At 42.7% G+C, this 19655-nt stretch carries 19 protein-coding genes; 14 read left to right on the plus strand and 5 right to left on the minus strand.

Features of this window, described 5'->3' with window-relative positions:
- Positions 1-140: 140 nt before the first annotated feature.
- Together radA and CXF81_RS11410 are read left to right on the plus strand one after the other, a co-directional pair.
- On the plus strand, positions 141-1508 hold the full coding sequence (radA, locus tag CXF81_RS11405) for a DNA repair protein RadA (protein ID WP_101181466.1): 1368 nt from the start codon (positions 141-143) through the stop codon (positions 1506-1508).
- 18 nt (positions 1509-1526) lie between these two features.
- On the plus strand, positions 1527-2252 hold the full coding sequence (locus CXF81_RS11410; protein WP_101181467.1) for an alpha/beta fold hydrolase: 726 nt from the start codon (positions 1527-1529) through the stop codon (positions 2250-2252).
- Between the two features lie 144 nt (positions 2253-2396).
- On the opposite strand, the gene ettA is transcribed toward CXF81_RS11410, so the two are convergent.
- Positions 2397-4061: an energy-dependent translational throttle protein EttA gene (ettA, locus tag CXF81_RS11415; protein WP_101181468.1), complete on the minus strand. Its 1665-nt coding sequence runs from the start codon at positions 4059-4061 to the stop codon at positions 2397-2399.
- 294 nt (positions 4062-4355) lie between these two features.
- Between ettA and lpxD the strand changes: the two genes are divergently transcribed.
- From lpxD to CXF81_RS11465, 10 genes are all read left to right on the plus strand, one after another.
- On the plus strand, positions 4356-5375 hold the full coding sequence (gene lpxD, locus CXF81_RS11420; protein ID WP_101181469.1) for a UDP-3-O-(3-hydroxymyristoyl)glucosamine N-acyltransferase: 1020 nt from the start codon (positions 4356-4358) through the stop codon (positions 5373-5375).
- 216 nt (positions 5376-5591) lie between these two features.
- Positions 5592-6848: a serine hydroxymethyltransferase gene (gene glyA, locus CXF81_RS11425; protein ID WP_101181470.1), complete on the plus strand. Its 1257-nt coding sequence runs from the start codon at positions 5592-5594 to the stop codon at positions 6846-6848.
- 93 nt (positions 6849-6941) lie between these two features.
- Entirely contained in the window at positions 6942-7391 is a 450-nt protein-coding gene (gene nrdR, locus CXF81_RS11430) for a transcriptional regulator NrdR (RefSeq protein WP_101181471.1), read from the plus strand.
- The gene (gene ribD, locus CXF81_RS11435; protein WP_101181472.1) at positions 7391-8593 is read left to right on the plus strand and encodes a bifunctional diaminohydroxyphosphoribosylaminopyrimidine deaminase/5-amino-6-(5-phosphoribosylamino)uracil reductase RibD; all 1203 of its coding nucleotides are present in this window, start codon (positions 7391-7393) and stop codon (positions 8591-8593) included. Before nrdR ends, ribD begins: the two co-directional genes overlap by 1 nt.
- A gap of 32 nt (positions 8594-8625) precedes the next feature.
- A complete protein-coding gene (locus CXF81_RS11440; RefSeq protein WP_101181473.1) occupies positions 8626-9282 on the plus strand; it encodes a riboflavin synthase in 657 nt (218 codons plus the stop codon).
- Positions 9283-9474: 192 nt separating this feature from the next.
- Complete coding sequence (gene ribBA, locus CXF81_RS11445; RefSeq protein ID WP_101181474.1) at positions 9475-10581, plus strand: bifunctional 3,4-dihydroxy-2-butanone-4-phosphate synthase/GTP cyclohydrolase II; 1107 nt, start codon at positions 9475-9477, stop codon at positions 10579-10581.
- A gap of 67 nt (positions 10582-10648) precedes the next feature.
- On the plus strand, positions 10649-11125 hold the full coding sequence (ribE, locus tag CXF81_RS11450; RefSeq protein WP_101181475.1) for a 6,7-dimethyl-8-ribityllumazine synthase: 477 nt from the start codon (positions 10649-10651) through the stop codon (positions 11123-11125).
- Positions 11126-11548, plus strand: coding sequence for a transcription antitermination factor NusB (gene nusB / locus CXF81_RS11455; RefSeq protein WP_101181476.1), 423 nt, complete (start codon positions 11126-11128; stop codon positions 11546-11548).
- A gap of 4 nt (positions 11549-11552) precedes the next feature.
- Complete coding sequence (gene thiL, locus CXF81_RS11460) at positions 11553-12527, plus strand: thiamine-phosphate kinase (protein ID WP_101181477.1); 975 nt, start codon at positions 11553-11555, stop codon at positions 12525-12527.
- Complete coding sequence (locus CXF81_RS11465; RefSeq protein WP_101181478.1) at positions 12527-13018, plus strand: phosphatidylglycerophosphatase A; 492 nt, start codon at positions 12527-12529, stop codon at positions 13016-13018. Before thiL ends, CXF81_RS11465 begins: the two co-directional genes overlap by 1 nt.
- Before the next feature lie 68 nt (positions 13019-13086).
- Here the strand turns inward: CXF81_RS11465 and dxs are convergent, their stop codons facing one another.
- From dxs to xseB, 3 genes are all read right to left on the minus strand, one after another.
- The gene (dxs, locus tag CXF81_RS11470; RefSeq protein ID WP_101181479.1) at positions 13087-14946 is read right to left on the minus strand and encodes a 1-deoxy-D-xylulose-5-phosphate synthase; all 1860 of its coding nucleotides are present in this window, start codon (positions 14944-14946) and stop codon (positions 13087-13089) included.
- 147 nt (positions 14947-15093) lie between these two features.
- Positions 15094-15999, minus strand: coding sequence for a farnesyl diphosphate synthase (locus tag CXF81_RS11475; protein WP_101181480.1), 906 nt, complete (start codon positions 15997-15999; stop codon positions 15094-15096).
- Between the two features lie 5 nt (positions 16000-16004).
- Positions 16005-16238 (minus strand): exodeoxyribonuclease VII small subunit, encoded by a 234-nt coding sequence (gene xseB, locus CXF81_RS11480; RefSeq protein ID WP_006011229.1) that lies wholly within the window; start codon positions 16236-16238, stop codon positions 16005-16007.
- 263 nt (positions 16239-16501) lie between these two features.
- Here xseB and pomA point away from each other — a divergent pair, with 263 nt between their 5' ends.
- A complete protein-coding gene (gene pomA, locus CXF81_RS11490) occupies positions 16502-17263 on the plus strand; it encodes a flagellar motor protein PomA (RefSeq protein ID WP_101181482.1) in 762 nt (253 codons plus the stop codon).
- Positions 17263-18189, plus strand: a complete 927-nt coding sequence (locus CXF81_RS11495) for a flagellar motor protein MotB (RefSeq protein WP_101181483.1) — start codon at positions 17263-17265, stop codon at positions 18187-18189. The genes pomA and CXF81_RS11495 overlap by 1 nt, the downstream gene beginning before the upstream one ends.
- A 209-nt stretch (positions 18190-18398) precedes the next feature.
- On the opposite strand, the gene CXF81_RS11500 is transcribed toward CXF81_RS11495, so the two are convergent.
- Positions 18399-19655 (minus strand): cyclopropane-fatty-acyl-phospholipid synthase family protein, encoded by a 1257-nt coding sequence (locus CXF81_RS11500; RefSeq protein ID WP_101181484.1) that lies wholly within the window; start codon positions 19653-19655, stop codon positions 18399-18401.

Raw genomic sequence — 19655 nt, forward strand, 5'->3', positions numbered from 1 at the left:
TGCACCTTTTAATAACGCCTACCAATCCATTTATCGGCAAAAAACTTCATTTCTAAACGGATTTTTGCCACAAATTTAGTTATTCTTTAACGATAACACGAAATGTCAAAAAAACCCTATATTGAGAACTCAAATTAATCATGGCTAAGAGAAAAACGGCTTTTGTTTGTAACGACTGCGGCTCAGACCATCCGCGCTGGCAAGGGCAATGTAATGAGTGTCGTGAATGGAACACGCTCACTGAAATTGTGATTGAAAATTCACCAACAAAAAGTGTCCCTGCAGGTCGCAATGGTTTTTCTGGGATAACTGCGGCGAAAGTTGAAGTCTTAAATGAAATCGATTTAGCTGCGTTACCCCGTTTTTCGTCTGGTTTTAAGGAACTTGACCGTGTGCTTGGTGGCGGTATTGTGCCTGGCTCAGCGATATTAATTGGTGGTTCCCCCGGTGCCGGTAAAAGTACGCTATTACTGCAAGTTATGTGTTTGTTAGCGAAGACGAAGTCCACTTTGTATGTGACAGGTGAAGAATCACTTCAGCAGGTCGCAATGCGTGCTAAGCGATTGCAACTACCCGACGATAAGCTCAAATTATTGGCTGAAACAAACATCGACACTATTTGTCAATTGGCGCTTCAGCACAAGCCAACGATTATGGTTATTGATTCAATACAAGTGATGCACATGAGTGATATTCAGTCCGCACCAGGCGGTGTCTCGCAAGTGAGAGAAAGTGCAGCTGCTTTAACGCGGTTTGCAAAACAGCATCATATAGCGATGTTTTTAGTGGGACACGTGACTAAGGATGGCAGCTTGGCTGGCCCTAAAGTGTTAGAACACTGTATTGACTGCTCAATAATGCTAGAAGGTGAAAGTGACAGCCGTTTTCGTACTCTGCGAGGCACTAAAAATAGGTTTGGTGCGGTTAATGAGTTAGGTGTGTTTGGAATGACAGAAAAGGGCATGAAAGAGGTGTCCAATCCCTCCGCTATTTTCTTAAATCGCGAAGATGAAGCTTCTCCTGGCAGTATCGTGATGACGATTTGGGAAGGAACCCGTCCGCTGCTTGTTGAGATACAAGCGCTGGTGGACTATTCACAGATGTCTAACCCAAGGCGGGTTGCGGTGGGTGTCGATCAAAATCGGCTGGCCATGTTGCTGGCAGTTATGCATCGCCATGGTAACGTGCAAATGAACGATCAAGATGTATTTGTTAACGTAGTGGGAGGAGTTAAGATTACGGAAACAGGCGCCGACCTCGCGGTTTTGTTAGCAATGGTTTCTAGCTTTCGTAATTATACTTTATCAAAAGAGCTAATTGCGTTTGGTGAAGTCGGTTTGTCAGGTGAAATTAGGCCTGTACCCAATGGTCTTGACCGCATAACAGAAGCTGCTAAACACGGTTTTAAACGAGCAATAGTACCCAAAGCAAATATGCCTAAACATAAAATAGTGGGTATTGAAGTGGTGCCCGTCAGTCGACTTGCCGAAGCATTAGAAGCTATTTAAGCGCACTGGAAGTTATTAATGACCCATTCAATTAAGACACCTGTTGTATTTTTCCCCGGAACGTTGTGTGACGAACGCATTTTTATGCCGCTATGGCTGGCACTCAATGCAAACGGTAACTCAATGGAGAATAAGGCATTCGTACCACTGCAATGGGCTGATGATTTAGAGCAAATGCTGGCGTTGAGTGAAGACCGACTGGCTTATTTTCCGTCCAAAGTACACTTGGTCGGTTTTTCAATGGGGGGGTATATTGCGGCGCTTGTTGCGTTGGCTAGCCCAGAAAAAGTAGCCTCGTTAACACTGCTGTCCAGCACAGGAACCGCGTTAGCAAGTCAAGATTTAGCGCAACGTAAGCTGTTGTTAGGCGCAATTAAAAACAAACAATATAAAGGCATGACGCAGTCATATATTGAATTTATGTTACACACTAAAAATCATGAAAATGGCGTTATTGCTGAGCTTATAAAAGAAATGGCCGATGATTTAGGACCAGCTGTACTTGCGGCACAAACCAATGCCACAGCCAACAGACAGGACCTGATTAAAAAATTAAGTAAACAAACCTTTGCCACTTATTTTGTGGTCGGTGAGCAAGATAATATCGCTACTGTAACCCAAATTAATGATATTGCTGCAGGTGCAGCTTCACTGCACAAAGAGGTGATTGTTGGTGCTGGCCATATGCTCCCCCTAGAGCAAACGGATGCGTTGGCAAATTACCTTCATTCTACGTTACCGTAAATTAGCGGTTAGCAGCACAAAAAAAAGAGCTGGTACATAATAAAGTGGCTCCATGACGATGCACACTTTACCAAAACACAGCTCTTTTTTAGTATTTTTTTTGTAATATCAGGTGTTGCTAGAATGCCCTTAAGACTGAGCGAGTTAACTGATTTTCTTGTATTTCAAACGATGTGGCTCAACAACGTCATGACCGTAAGTTTCTTTTATCCATGTCTCGTACTCATTATAGTTACCTTCGTAGAAGTTAATCTTACCTTCATCTCGATAATCCATAATATGCGTAGCCACTCGGTCCAAAAACCATCTGTCATGCGAAATAACCATCACGCAACCAGGGAATTCTAATATTGCATTCTCCAATGCGCGCAAAGTTTCAACATCAAGATCGTTGGTTGGTTCATCCAACAGCAATGTATTACCGCCTGCCTTTAAAAGCTTAGCTAAATGAACTCGGTTGCGCTCACCACCCGACAAGTCTTTTACAAATTTTTGCTGATCGGATCCTTTAAAGTTAAAACGACTGCAATATGCGCGACTATTAAGCTCAAAGTTACCAATACGAACAATATCCTGACCATCGGACAGTTCTTGATAAACCGTTTTGTCGCCATCCATGTGATCTCTAAATTGGTCAACACTGGCTAGTTGAACCGTTTCGCCTATGTCTATTTTACCCGAATCAGGCTGTTCTTGACCTGTCAGCATTCTAAACAAGGTTGATTTACCCGCACCGTTAGGTCCGACAATACCAACAATCGCCCCTTTGGGTATTTTGAAACTAAGATCATCAATTAACAGACGATCGCCATATGACTTTCTCAGATTAGTTACTTCAATTACTTTGTCACCTAAACGCTCACCCGGTGGAATAAATAATTCATTTGTTTCATTACGTTTTTGGTAATCCCCAGAGTTAAGCTCCTCAAAGCGCGACATTCTTGATTTACTCTTGGCTTGACGACCTTTTGGATTGCTTCGTACCCACTCAAGCTCTTGCTTAATAGATCGCTGACGCGCACTCTCAGTGCGTTCTTCTTGGGCCAAACGCGCGTCTTTTTGTTCTAACCAACTAGAGTAGTTGCCTTCCCATGGAATACCTTGACCACGGTCAAGCTCGAGTATCCAACCAGCAACATTATCAAGGAAATATCTATCGTGGGTAATGGCGACAACAGTGCCCTCATAGTCATGTAAGAAACGTTCTAGCCATGCCACTGATTCTGCATCTAAATGGTTGGTAGGCTCGTCGAGTAGCAGCATTTCTGGTTTTTCCAACAATAATCGGCACAGAGCAACGCGGCGCCTTTCACCACCTGAAAGCGTGCTGACATCAGCATCCCAAGGTGGTAAACGTAATGCATTTGCGGCCCGTTCTAATGCATTTTCTAAATTGTGGCCATCTTTGGTTTGAATAATGGCTTCCATTTCACCTTGTTCTTGCGCTAGCGCATCGAAGTCTGCATCGGGTTCAGCGTAAGCTGCATATATCTCGTCAAGTCGCGAAAGGGCATGAGCAACATCAGCTACAGCTTCTTCAACATTGCCTCTAACATCTTTGCTTTCATCCAGTTGAGGCTCTTGTGGCAAGTAGCCAATTTTCAGACCCGTTTGCGGAATAGCTTCACCTTCAATATCAGTATCAATTCCTGCCATGATACGCAGCAAAGTTGACTTACCTGACCCATTCAGACCTAAAACACCAATTTTGGCACCAGGAAAGAAGCTGAGGGAAATATTTTTCAGGATTTGACGATTAGGTGGGACAATTTTTCCCACTCTATTCATGCTGTACACATATTGAGCCATAGTTCTTTCTTTTAACCTTAATGTTGATATGTTGTATTAATTCAGAACATAAATACGTTTCAACGCGTATCTATGTCGGACAGAGTCTGTTTAACTGAATTTGTATGTGTGAATTGTAAGGACTTTGGCAATTAAGTACTAGCTAATATCTGTGATATCATTAATAAAACATAATAACGTGTTCATAACACAAGCTTTTTAACACAAGCTTTTTAACATAAGCGTTTAACATAAGCGTTTAACATAAGCGTTTAACATAAGCGTTTAACACAAGCGTTTAACATAAGGAGTCGTATGCCAGCGTCTTACTCTTTGCAAGAACTCGCGCAACTTATCGGTGGCGAGTTACAGGGCGATCCGAACGCCATTATCACCAGCATGGGCACTTTAGAAGGTGCTAAAAGTGGACAGATGTCATTCTTAACTAATGCAAAATATAAGAATGCAATGGCAATTACAAAAGCAACGGCGGTTATACTGAAGGAGGCGGATGTCGAATTTTGTGCAACCAATAAAATTATTCATACGGACCCCTATGTCGCCTTTGCGAAAGCGGCTCAATTGTTAGATTCATCACCAATACCTGACAAGCTTATTTCTGAGTTGGCACGTATTCACCCAAGTGCCAATATTGGAGATAACGCGAGTATTGCACCAGGTGTTGTAATTGAAAAAAACGTAAAAATTGGAAAAAATGCTACAATAGGGGCTAACACGGTGGTTGGCGAAGGCGCGAAAATAGGAGACGACGTAAATTTACGTGCAAATGTGACGCTTTATCATCGCGTCATTTTAGGCCATAGAGTCTCAATTCACAGCGGCACGGTTATTGGCTCTGATGGGTTTGGTTATGCTAACGACAATGGTGTATGGGTAAAGATCCCGCAAACGGGTACCGTTGTGATAGGTGACGATTGTGAAATCGGAGCTAACACTTGTATTGATCGGGGTGCGCTGGATAACACGATTATTGGCAACGATGTAATTATTGATAATTTGGTGCAAATTGCACACAACGTAACAGTCGGTGATCACTCGTGTATATGCGGCGGGACTGGCATTGCAGGCAGTTCTAACATAGGTAAATATGTTGTAATTGCAGGAACCTGCGTGGTGAATGGGCATATTGATATTTGCGACAAGGTGCAAATAACTGGTTTTAGTATGGTAACTAAATCAATCAATCAGTCAGGTGTTTACTCATCAGGCATGCCTGTGCAACCCAATAGAGAATGGCAAAAAAATACCGTTAGGTTGCGTCAAATAGACAAATTGATTGACCGAGTTAAAACATTAGAAGGTCTGCATAAGTAATCTTTACAATTGCTTATATTTAATTCCAATAAAGCGCTATACAAGCGCCTCAAAATGCTTAAAATATCACACTCAAATTTAGGTGAAGACGTATGTTCTACGATCCTCTTATCAGCATCGACAGCGGCAATATAACGAAAGCCTTATTTGTATTGCTATTGAAGAATTGAGACGAACTGAAATGTGCACGCAAAACAAGCTCAGCAGGAGATCCACATGTTATCAAAAAAGATGAATATTGCAGAATTCGATCCAGAATTGGCAGCTGCGATAAATCAAGAAAACCAGCGTCAAGAACATCATATCGAGCTTATTGCGTCTGAAAATTATTGCAGCCCGAGAGTGATGGAAGCTCAGGGTTCACAACTGACTAATAAATACGCTGAAGGCTACCCTGGTAAGCGTTACTACGGCGGTTGTGAGTTTGTTGATATTGCAGAAGAATTGGCTATAGAAAGAGCAAAGCAGTTGTTTGATTGTGATTATGCAAACGTTCAGCCGCACTCTGGTTCACAGGCGAACACGGCCGTCTTCATGGCATTAATTAATGGCAACGATACGGTATTGGGAATGAGCTTGGCTGATGGTGGTCACCTCACACATGGTTCTCATGTTAACTTCTCGGGTAAAATTTATAATGCGGTTCAGTATGGCTTGCACCCAGAAACCGGCATTATTGATTACGATCAAGTTGAAGCACTTGCAGTAGAGCACAAGCCTAAATTAATTATTGGTGGTTTTTCTGCTTATTCAGGTATCGTTGATTGGGCTCGTTTCCGAGAAATTGCAGACAAAGTAGGTGCTTACTTACTAGTGGATATGGCTCACGTTGCCGGTTTAGTTGCGGCGGGTGTTTATCCTAGCCCATTACCACATGCGCACGTTGTTACCACGACCACACATAAAACATTAGCAGGGCCACGCGGTGGTTTGATTTTGTCCGCTTGTGGCGATGAAGCTTTATATAAAAAATTCAATAGTTCGGTATTTCCAGGCAATCAAGGCGGACCTCTGTGTCACGTTATTGCAGCTAAAGCAGTTGCATTTAAAGAAGCGCTTGAACCTGAATTTAAAACTTATCAGCAACAAGTGCTTAAAAACGCTAAAGCGATGGTCGCGGTTATGCAAGAACGCGGTTATAAGATTGTGTCGAACGGCACCGATAACCACTTATTTTTGTTAGATTTAATTGACAAAGACATTACAGGTAAGGCCGCTGATGCTGCTTTAGGTAGCGCAAATATTACGGTAAATAAAAACTCTGTACCTAATGATCCAAGATCACCTTTTGTCACAAGTGGCTTGCGTATTGGCTCTCCTGCGATAACGAGACGCGGATTCAAGGAAGCACAAGCAAGCCAAGTTGCTACTTGGATGTGCGATGTACTAGATAATATTGAAGATCAAAATGTTATACAAAGAGTGAAAGGTGAAGTCGTTGAATTGTGTGAACGCTTCCCTGTTTATGGTTAGTGAGTGTAAAGCTAGTTAACACATTTTTTAACAGAAGCTAGATTGCAGGCCATACATTGTGTATGGCCTTGCGTATTTTTGGAGCGTTTGCTCATGTTTTGCCCATTTTGTTCTGCACAGGAAACCAAAGTTATTGATTCGAGGCTTGTGGCCGACGGTGCACAGGTGCGCAGACGCCGTGAATGTCTCGACTGCCGCGAACGATATACCACTTTTGAGATTGCGGAACTCGTTATGCCTCGTGTTGTTAAACGCGACGATAGGCGGGAGCCGTTCAATGAAGACAAACTGCGGGCAGGGCTGCAAAGAGCACTCGAAAAACGACCGGTTAGTACTGAGAAAGTTGAAAACTGTATTGTACGTATCAAGTCATCATTGCGCGCAACTGGTGAGCGAGAGATTAAAAGCGAGTTTCTGGGCAGCCTGATCATGGATGAACTTAAAGAGTTGGACAAAGTGGCATATGTTCGTTTTGCCTCGGTATATCGTTCATTTGAGGATATTAGAGAGTTTGGTGAAGAAATTGCCAAGCTAGGTGATTAATGCCCAAGTTCACTAAAATTGATGCACATTGGATGTCTATTGCGTTGAAACTGGCGCGCAACGGTCGATTTTCAACAATGCCTAATCCAAATGTGGGCTGCGTTATTGTTGATAAAAACGGTAACTTAATCGGGCAAGGTTATCACCAAAAAGCGGGCCAAGGTCATGCGGAAGTGAATGCACTACTAGACGCCGGCTTCATTCCTCACCAGCACAATGCAATGCGGCAACGTGACCCTCTTTTTCAACCTGTAACGAGTGGCGCAACCGCTTATGTCACTCTCGAACCGTGCAGCCACACCGGTAAAACGCCTCCTTGTGCAATAGCACTTATTGAAGCGCAAATAGCACGGGTGGTAATAGCCAGTGTGGACAGTAACCCTGAAGTAATGAATAAAGGTATAGCGCTTTTACAAGACGCGGGTATTCAAGTTGATACCGGGTTGATGGGAGCTGAAGCGCAAAAGTTAAATACCGCATTTAACTTCCGCATGACCTATAACAAACCCTGGGTGATCGTCAAACTAGCGACCAGTATTGACGGTAAAACGGCCCTACAAGATGGCCAGAGCAAGTGGATCACAGGGCCAAAATCACGCGTAAATGTGCAGCTAGAAAGGGCCTGTAGTTGTGCTATTTTAAGCGGTGCTGATACTGTCATAGCGGATAATCCAAAATTGAACGTGCGTATTGATGAGTTGCCTGAATTTGCAAGTTCGCTTTTTCAACAGCGCGCTGCTCAGCCAGTCCGAGTCATTATTGATGGCCAAAATAGGCTGCATAATAATTATCAAATTTTTCAAGACGAACACAAAGTAATGGTGTTCAATGCGCAACATAACCCTCTGTTAACGGCGAACAACATCGAACAAATTCAAGTAGCATTGGTTGATCCAAAAGGAAATCAAACAACGCAACCTCGCCAGTATTTAGATTTACAGGCTATAATGCATGTTTTAGCTGAAAAGCAGATTAATCGTGTTTGGACTGAAACGGGTGCAGCGCTGTCAGGCGCACTTTTGAGCGTGAATCTAGTTAATGAATTGATTGTTTATCAAGCGCCGATGTTGCTTGGTAGCAACGCTAGAAGTGCTGTGAATATAGGTCAATTGACAAGTTTACGACAAGCTATAAAAACAGAATTCGAGGAAGTGACTCAAGTTGGAAGCGATCTAAAAATTCGCTTATTGATTAAAAGCTAACAACAATGAAACAGCATTAGGAGTGTCGGTGAATGTTTACTGGGATTATAGAAGCCAAAGGAACGATTAAATCTTTGGTCAATCATGGCGACGATATTCGCCTGACCGTAGAAACAGGCAAGCTTGATATGAGCGACGTTGCCTTAGGTGATAGCATCGCCACCAATGGCGTTTGCTTAACAGTTGTCGCTTTTGGCGCGAACTATTACAGCGTTGATGTTTCCTCTGAAACTATAAAACACACAGGGTTTGCTGATTATAGTAATGGCAGTGCAGTGAATCTTGAAAAAGCAATGCGTGCTGACACTAGATTTGGTGGTCACATTGTCAGTGGTCACGTTGATGGTGTGGGCAAAGTGCTTTCCGTTACTGATCACCAACGTTATGTTGAAATTTGGGTAAGAGCGCCTGACGAATTGGCTAAGTATATTGCACACAAAGGCTCAATTACGGTTGATGGGGTAAGTTTAACCGTTAATGAAGTAAAAGGGGCATCTTTTATGTTGTGGTTAATTCCTCATACTTTACAAGAAACAGTCATGGGCACCTATGCAATAGGAACCAAAGTCAATTTAGAAGTTGATGTTATCGCTCGATACCTCGAAAGGTTAATGCTAGGCGACAAAGCGGCACAAGAAGATCAAGACATCAGCATGTCATTTTTAGCTGAACACGGCTACTTGAAGTAGGTTCAATCGAGAGAAGTTCAATCGAGAGAAGTTCAATCGAGAGAAGTTCAATTGAGAGAAGTTCATTTGACACCAGTTCACTGGAAATAGTCTTATTTGAAATAGCCTTATATTTCGAACTAGAGCCAAAGAATGAGAGCGAAAGTAAACGAGTGTGCTTTCAGAATATTTAAAAATACGAAGAGAAATGTAATGGCGTTGAACACAACACAGGAAATTATCGAAGACATCAAATTAGGTAAAATGGTGATTTTGATGGATGACGAGGACAGAGAAAACGAAGGCGATCTTATTATGGCTGCTGAGCACGTTACGCCAGAAGCGATTAATTTTATGGTCACGCATGCGCGCGGATTAGTGTGTCTACCTATGACAGCCGAGCGCTGTCAGCTGTTGAAGTTAGCCTTGATGGTGGACAACAACAATGCTCAGTTTTCTACAAACTTCACCGTATCGATTGAAGCTGCTGAAGGTGTCACGACCGGTATTTCAGCAGCCGACAGAGCAAGAACGATTCTTGCTGCAGTTAGCCCAACGGCGATGGCAAAAGACATAGTACAACCGGGCCATATATTCCCGCTGATTGCTAAAAAAGGGGGGGTGCTCAATAGAGCTGGTCATACTGAAGCGGGTGTTGATTTAGCTAGAATAGCAGGGTGCGAACCTGCTTCTGTTATTGTTGAAATACTTAACGATAACGGCACCATGGCGAGACGACCCGAGCTGGAAGTATTTGCTAAAAAACATAATTTGAAGGTTGGCACTATTGCTGATCTTATCGAATACAGAAACCTAAACGAAACTACCATTGAACAAGTAGCTACCTGTCAGCTCCCTACCGCGTTCGGAGATTTTGAACTGATTACCTTCAAAGACGTGATTGATGATCAAATTCATTTCGCGCTGAAGAAAGGCGATATTGTTGAAGATAAGCCCACCCTGGTGCGAGTTCATTTGCATAATACCTTAAATGATTTACTCAGCTCCACCAGAGCGGTTAATCGTTCAATGCGTCTGTCCGAGTCAATGCAACGCATTAATAAAGAGGGTGGTGTGCTGGTTCTACTAGGTAAAAAAGAAGATATTATTTCACAAGTAAAACAGTTTCAAGCAGAAGACAGCGGCGAAGTTGCCGAAGGTAAAGCATGGCAGGGTTCGTCACGCACCGTTGGTATAGGTAGTCAAATACTAGCGAGCTTAGGCATTAAAAAAATGCGTTTGTTGAGTAAGCCAATCAAATATTCTGCGTTATCTGGATTCGGCCTTGAAGTGGTTGAATATATTTACGACCAAAAATAAACCCTTTTAAATATTATATTAGCGTGATTCATGGTATACTTCGCGCCGATTTTTTTGGAGAGCAAAAATGATAGAAATTGAAGGTAATATTCGAGCGACAGGCAAAAAATTCGCCATTGTCGTAGCACGCTTTAACGGTTTTGTAGTTGAAAGTTTGTTGGATGGTGCATTAGATACACTAGAACGCTATGGCGAGGTCAACACTGATGACGTGACGGTAGTTCGAGTGCCTGGTGCTTACGAATTACCTATTGTTGCTAAAAAGCTTGCCGAGAAAAATAAATATCATGCGATTATTGCACTAGGTGCTGTGATCCGTGGTGGCACCCCTCATTTTGATTTGGTGGCTGGTGAATGTAACTCAGGTTTGGCTAAAGTATCTTTAGAAACCGGTATTCCAGTTGCTTTTGGTGTTATTACCACTGACAGCATTGAACAGGCTATTGAGCGTTCAGGTACTAAAGCCGGTAATAAGGGCGCTGAGGCTGCCTTGTGCGCACTTGAAATGGTTAACGTTATCAGCGCTATAGAAGAGGCTAAATAAGTGAAACCTGCCGCGCGACGTAGAGCTAGAGAGCTAGCAGTTCAAGGTTTGTATGGTTGGCAAATGAGCGGTAATCCGATAGAGCAAATAGAGCTCAGTATTGCTACCACCAATAATATGCAAAAAGTGGACATGGAGTACTTCCAAGCTCTGTTGCGCGGAGTCGCACAAAGAACTGAAGAACTAGATAAGGCGATCAAGCCTTATTTGGGTCGCTTGCCCGAAGAGCTGGATCCAGTAGAAAAAGCCATTTTACGCTTAGCGACATTAGAGCTAGTTGAACGTTTTGATACTCCCTATAAGGTGGTTATCAATGAATCAATTGAGTTAGCTAAAACGTTTGGCGCAGAAGAAAGTCACAAATTTGTCAACGGCGTGTTAGACAAAGCCGTTAAAACACTTCGCAAAGACGAAAGAAGCTAATTCAGTGAAAGAGTTTGATTTAATTGGTAACTACTTTGCTAAAGGCGGTTATGTTCGTAAAGATGTACTGCTAGGCATTGGAGATGATGCGGCAGTGACTAAAGTGCCTGTCGGTCAATGCGTTGTTACAACCACAGATACGATCGTTGAAGGGGTTCATTTCCTTCCTGAATCCGCACCAGAATCCATTGCACACAGAGCAATTGCGGTAAACTTGAGTGATCTTGCGGCCATGGGAGCGCAGCCCGCTTGGATAAGCTTGTCACTTTCGCTACCAAGTATTAAGGAAAGTTGGATCAAAGCATTTTCAGAAAAGATTCACAGTCTTAGTCATTATTTCTCGTTCCAATTGATTGGTGGTGACACAGTTCAAGGCCCACTGAGTATTACTGTCACCGCGCAAGGCTTTATACCTGACGACAATCAGATAACACGCAGTGGCGCTGAGCCTGGCGACTGGTTGTTTGTTACCGGTTTTTTAGGTGATGCTGGTGTTGGCTTAGATCTACTTCAAAATAAAGTCAAAGTAAGCAACCCTGAGCACGCGTCGTACTTAAAAAACCGACATTGGTTTCCAACGCCTCGAGTACTAGCTGGAACCACGCTTAGACGAATTGCAACCTCCTGTATTGATATCTCTGATGGGCTGATACAAGATTTAAAACACGTCATTTCGCGCTCTGAAGTAGGCGCCATTGTGCACCTTGATAAATTACCTATTTCAGAAGCTATAACTAAAAATATCGAACACCGAATTGATGCCATTACTTATGCAGCTACTGCAGGTGATGACTACGAACTACTGTTTACTGTTCCAGAGGAGCAAAGAGTAAATATCGAAACGGCACTGGCAAGTTATGATATTCCGGTGACATGTATCGGACAAATTACGGGGGCAACAGGAAAAATTGATCTTCGCCTTAATGAAAAACCTTTTGAATTTGAATCAACAAAGCTCGGCTTCGAGCACTTCTCCTGATGGATAAAACCTTACGTCAACGAGTTAGCATGAAGAATCCTGTGCACTTTTTGGCATTGGGTTTCGGCTCTGGGTTAGTGCCAGTGATGCCTGGGACATTCGGCTCACTAGCGGCACTGCCTATTTTGTATGCGATGGGCTTTGTTAGCCTACAAATTTTTATAGTCATTACGGTTGTCAGTTTTTTAGTCGGTATCTATCTTTGCGGCAAAACCGCTGGTGACTTAAAAGTGCATGACCATGGATCCATTGTATGGGATGAAGTGGCAGGCATGATGGTGACTTTCATTGCTGTTCCAATCAATCCACTTTCATTACTACTTGGTTTTTTATTGTTTCGCTTTTTTGATATTCTAAAACCTTGGCCAATTAGGGTCTTTGATAGACGTGTACACGGCGGTTTTGGAATTATGATTGACGACATTGTAGCCGGTGCAATAGCGTGTGCTTGTTTGCATGGGATATTGTACTTTTTATCAAACGCGGTGTAAGCGCTTTAACTTTTCCAAATAAAATAACGTGATGCAAAAATGCGACAAGAGTATCGCATTTATGTAAGCTAACTATTCGCTGCAACAGCGGCCAAAATACCCTTAGTATCCAACCCTAATTCAGCATACATCTCTTGCTGCGTACCTTGCATAATAAACTCATCCGGCAAACCTAATTGCACCAAGTTAGGGGTCAATTTATATCTAAACAATGCTTCTGCAACACCACCGCCAGCGCCGCCTGCAATAGCACCATCTTCTAGCGTTATTAATAGCTCGTGCTGTTCAGCAGCCGCCACTAAAGCAGTTTCATCCAACGGTTTAGCAAAGCGCATATCAATCAACGTTGCGTCTAATTGCGCTGCTGCCTCAACTGCGTAAGGCATTAAGGTGCCAAAGTTTAAAATTGCAACTTTTTTACCCTTTCGTATGGTTTTTGCTTTACCAATGTCGAGTAATTGCATCTCGCCGGTGGCATCAATGCCCGTTCCTGATCCTCTTGGGTATCGCACCGCTGCTGGTTTATTTGCTTTGTGGCCGGTATACAACATGTTACGGCATTCAACTTCATCTGAGGGTGTCATGATGATCATGTTTGGAATGCAGCGCAGGAAGCTTATATCAAATGCACCTTGGTGGGTTGGGCCATCAGCACCCACCAGTCCTGCTCGATCGATAGCAAACAGAACGGGTAAATCCTGTATTGCAACATCATGAATTAACTGGTCATACGCACGTTGTAAAAAGGTAGAGTAAATAGCGACAATGACATTTTTACCTTCTCGTGCCATCCCTGCTGCAAGTGTTACTGCATGTTGCTCAGCAATCGCAACATCAAAATATTGTTTCGGGAAACGCTGAGAAAATTCAACCATACCTGAGCCTTCGCGCATTGCTGGCGTAACGGCCATTAAATTAGAATCAACTTTAGCCATGTCGCACAGCCATTTGCCAAATATGGCAGAGAAATTTGGAGAGCTGGGCGCAGCTTTAGGTAATTTATGTTCTAGGTGATTAAATTTAGGAACTGCATGCCATTTAATCGGGTCTTGCTCAGCTAACTCGTAGCCTTTTCCTTTTTTGGTAACAACATGCAAAATTTGTGGCCCCGACATTTTGCGCATATTGGTCAGTGTGTCGACAACAGCATGGACATCATGGCCATCGATAGGCCCAAAATAATTGAAACCTAATTCTTCAAAGATAGTACCCGGCACAACCATGCCTTTAATATGTTCTTCAGCTCTGCTCGCAAACTCTTTTATAGGCGGCAAAGTGCTTAATAATTTCTTGCCACCATCTCTAATGCTATTGAAAAAAGTGCCCGTTAATAGGCGCGCCAAATGACTATTTAATGCCCCTACGTTTTCCGAGATTGACATTTCGTTATCATTAAGCACAACCACGATGTCTTTACCTATATCGCCAGCATGGTTTAATGCTTCAAAAGCAAGACCTGCAGTCATCGCACCATCACCAATAACTGCGACGACTTTGCGTCCTTTATTCTCTTGTTCAGCTGCAATAGCCATACCTAATGCGGCACTGATTGAGGTTGAAGAATGCCCAACTGCAAAGGTATCGTATTCACTTTCAGGAGGCCAGGGGAAAGGATGTAAGCCGTCTTTTTGACGAATTGTAGTCATCCTGTCACGGCGCCCTGTTAATATTTTGTGTGGGTAAGCTTGATGGCCTACGTCCCAAACGACACGGTCAAAGGGCGTATTATAAACATAATGAAGGGCAACAGTTAATTCGACTGTACCCAAACCGGATGCAAAGTGGCCACTGCTTAAACTAACGCTATCAAGCAAGTAGCGACGCAATTCGTCTGCAATCTTGGTTAAAGAGTCTTTTGGTAATGAGCGTAACTCTTCTGGGATGTTTGCTTTCGCTAAAGTTGGATAGTCAGCTATGTTTAACGTCATTATATCTTTTATCTTCTGTCAGTGATGCTGCGTTATTACGCAATTATAGCATTGTTGATGAGTAACGAAGTTGCCTTTTTGTATTAGTAATTGCTTTACTTCGGTTTCACGACGTGCGGTTTTTGCCCGCAAACTAGATTGCTAATACTAATATTTTCGCAAAACTAAAAAGTCCGTAAACTTTTTTAATTCTTGTGTATTGTAAGGTAATGACGCAATAGCTTGCAGTGCCTCGTCATGTAGTTTTTGTAAATAGCGTTGCGAGCCTTCTAAACCAAGGTGGGATACGAATGTATTCTTATTTAATGCAGTATCTGAGCCCTGAGGCTTACCTAAGGTTTCGCTGTCCGATACGACGTCTAAAATATCGTCTCGTACCTGAAACGCGAGTCCAATACTGCCTGCATATTCATGTAATAATTGAATGTGTTCAGCGCATATGTCGGTTGCAAGTATCGCTCCTAATGAAACACAAGCGCTTAGTAACGCACCTGTTTTTAATTGATGGAGTTGAGTCAGTTGTGCCAGCGATATTTCGCTACCGGTGGTAATTAAATCAATACTTTGACCAGCGCACATGCCGTTCACCCCGGACGCTTTCGCAATTACCTTCGCCATGGCAATCCGCTTCACTGTATTTTGCTCTGATAATGGATGATTCAGAATGATTTCAAAGGCGAGAGTTTGCAGTGCATCACCGGCTAAAATTGCGGTCGCCTCACCGAACTCTATATGACTCGTTGGTTTGCCTCGGCGCAATGCATCATTGTCCATGGCAGGTAAATCGTCATGAATTAGCGAGTATGCATGAATACACTCAATAGACATACTAGCAACATCAAGATCGTCTTTATCAGCTCCCAACATATTACCAATAATCGATAGCAGCATAGGCCGAACACGCTTACCACCGCCCAAAACACTGTATTTCATTGCTCCGATGAGGTCATTGGCAACTTGAGTTTGTTGGTCAATGAAGAGGCTTAGCTTTTGGTCAATACGCGCTTGTAAGTCTTGTTGAATAGTCGATAAGGACCCAGTTACTAAAGGCATAATTGTTAAAGCTCGTCACTTTCGAAATCGGCAAGTGTTTCGTCACCGTTTGATTGCATTAGTATCTGTACTTTTTGTTCTGCGGCTTTTAGTTGCTGCTGGCTTTGTCTTGCCAATTGGATACCGCGCTCAAACTTCTTGAGTGATTGCTCGAGAGGAATATCACCTTTTTCCATTTCTACGACAATTTCTTCAAGCTCTTGCATAGCTGCTTCAAATGATGTTTTTTGATCTGTCATTGACTTCAATTTTGTTTGTAATCGCTTTATCTGAACCTTAACTGAGGGGCGAATCAAGGTCAATTTATTTGCCCAAATATGAGTAAAAACATTTCTTTGTCAGTAAAGCTTTTGGTATTTATGCCGTTAACTCTTTTGCAGGCTGTTATTAGTCCACAATACAAAGGTATTGAAGTCGATACTGCGAATTTAAGCGTTACAGGTACACTGCATAATCATCATGATAATAATATCCCAAAAAGCAGCTTTATTAGGAGTGACACGTGGATTTAGCAACCCTCATTGGCATGATTGGTGCCATAGGCTTTGTCTTAATGGCAATGGTCCTAGGCGGCGATTTAGGGATGTTTTTCAACGTACCTGCAATCTTTATTGTATTTGGCGGCTCTACCTTTGTTGTGCTCTCACAATATCCTCTGGGTCAGTTTTTAGGTGCCGGTAAAGTTGCCGCAAAAGCCTTTACCTTTAAGATCCAAAAACCTGAAGAACTTATTCAAAAGATTGTAGAAATGGCTGACGCGGCTCGCAAAGGAGGATTCTTAGCATTAGAAGAGGCCGTTATAGAAAATGCTTTTATGCAAAAAGGCGTCGATATGTTGGTAGATGGTCACGACGTTGAAGTGGTCAGAACCACAATGGGTAAAGATATCGCCAATACGAGCGAGCGCCATAATGCGGGGTCGGTCATTTTTAGGTCTCTAGGTGATGTCGCCCCAGCGATGGGCATGATTGGGACTTTAGTCGGTTTGGTGGCTATGTTATCCAACATGGATGACCCAAAAGCAATAGGCCCTGCGATGGCAGTGGCGCTATTAACAACATTGTATGGTGCTTTTCTAGCTAATATTGTCTGTTTACCCATCTCTTTCAAGCTGGGTGTGCGTGCAGCCGAGGAAAAACTGAATCAAAGTCTTATTCTAGACGGCATTTTGGGCATTGCTGATGGTCAAAATCCGCGCGTAATTGAAGGTGTATTGAAAGGTTATATTGCGCAGGGTAAACGTGGTTCTGGAGAGACAGAGTAGTGGATGACGAGGAATGCCCAAAATGCCCTCCAAGAGGCCTACCTGCCTGGATGGGAACGTTTGCTGACTTGATGTCGTTGCTGCTGTGCTTTTTCGTATTACTGCTCTCGTTTTCTGAAATGGACGTTAGAAAATTTAAACAAATAGCGGGTTCGATGAAGTTTGCTTTTGGTGTTCAAAATAAAATTGAGTTAAAAGACATTCCAAAAGGCACTAGCGTTATTGCAATGGAGTTTCGTCCCGGCAAACCCGATCCTACGCCTATTGAAACAGTGCAACAAATCACCCAAGAAATTACTAAACCGATGTTGAACTTTCAAGACGGGGAAGAAGACAGCGCAGGCGGAAGACAGAAACAACGCGGCACCTTTAGGGGGGGGCAGTCAGCGCAAACTGCTAGTCAAACTGCGGCGGCGGCAGCTTCCGCAGCGAGTAAAGCACAAACTCAAAAAAACACTAAAAAAATAGAAGATTTACTGCAAAAAGAAATTAAAGATGGTGCAGTGGATGTTGAAAACTTAGGGCAACAAATTGTTATTCGCATAAGAGAAAACGGATCTTTTTCTGCTGGATCAGCATTTTTACAGCCACAGTTTAAGCCGGTTATTCGTGAAATAGGTACGTTGCTAGCTGACATGCCCGGCGAAATTGAAGTCACAGGACACAGCGATAACGTGCAGATTTCGAATGAGTTGTATCGTTCAAACTGGGATTTATCTGCTCAAAGAGCGGTAGCTGTTGCCGAAGAACTACGCAAAGCACGCGGGTTCGATGAAGCTAGAATGAAAATAGTCGGTAAAGCATCAACTGAGCCTATTGAGGCGGATGACACAGCTCAGTCACGCAGCAAGAATAGACGGGTTGAAATATCGATAATGCAAGGTAAACCAAAGTACTCAGATCCGATATCAGTGCTCGATAAGTAGGTTTCGCTAGCGCTTTGTGCTAACGCGGTAGACTAGTCAGTCAGTAAAAAAGTATAGCTTACATATAAAAAAAGCGCTAAACGTGTGAATTCGTTTAGCGCTCTGATGATGCTCTAAAAAGGCAACACTCCAAAAGTCAACGTTTCAAAAGCCATTATTTCAAAAGCTATTGCTTAATAATCTACTAATAAAACGCTATTAGCGTTCATTCAAGAACGCTCTAAGTCAGCACGATAATGCGGTTTACTAATAACAAGTTGCACGGTGCTGATAGCTCGCTCTAAAAACCCCCCTTCGCAGTAGTTCAGATAATACTGCCACATGCGAGCGAAACGTTCATCGTAGCCATCTTTTTCTAGTGCTTCTTTGTTGTTATCGAAAGCAACATGCCAGTCATGTAGTGTTTTCGCATAGTCCAGACCGATATCATGTAAGTCACGAATATTCATGTCAGTACACTTCTTTAAAAATTTGTTAATAGCAAACTGCGAAGGCAAAAAACCACCTGGGAATATATGCTTTTGAATAAAATCAACACTGTTAGAGTAGCTGTCATAACGACGGTCATCAATGGTGATTGATTGCAGTAACATCAGTCCATCCGGTTTTAGTAGCGAAGAGCACTTCTCAAAAAAGTTTGCTAAATAGGCTTTACCTACGGCCTCAATCATTTCGATTGATACCAATTTATCAAATTTACCTTCTAACAATCTGTAGTCTTTTTTCAATAACGTAATTTTGTCATTCAGGCCTTCTCTATCTACCCATTCTTGAGCATATGCATATTGTTCATCAGAAATGGTGGTTGTAGTTACGTGACAACCATAATTTTTGGCTGCATAGATAGCGAGACCACCCCAGCCAGTGCCAATTTCTATCAGATGGTCTTTGGGTGTCAGTTTTAGCTTATCGCAAATAGAGCGAAGTTTATTTTCTTGTGCTTCAGCTAATGTTGCTTGCGGTGTTGGATAAATTGCGGAGGAGTACATCATCGATTGGTCTAAAAACTTGGCATACAACTTATTGCCCAGGTCATAATGCGCAGAAATATTCTTTTTTGCCTGATCTCGAGAGTTTCGGCGCATAAAATGTTGTACCTTCAATATAGGCATAGTGACCCATTTGAATTTGTTTTCCCATTCATCCAAGGTGCTTAAGTTACGCGCAAAAATACGAATAACGCTGGTTAAACTCGGCGTAGTCCACCATCCGTCAGTAAAGGTCTCACCCGACGCCACGCTGCCACCAAGCACTAAGCGCTTATAAGCACGTGCATCGATGATATTTACTTCTGCATGCAAATCCTGTTCTGGATTGCCGCATTGGGCAACTAAGCGACCGTTTTCTTTCAATGTCAGATGACCCTCAGGCATATTCTGCATCGCTTTTACGAAAAGATGACGATAACTACGCTCCATAAATGTCATTGAATCACCGCTTGCTATTGTTTGTTCACTATGTGACAT

This window comes from Glaciecola sp. 33A, assembly GCF_002836745.1.
Lineage (GTDB): Bacteria > Pseudomonadota > Gammaproteobacteria > Enterobacterales > Alteromonadaceae > Glaciecola.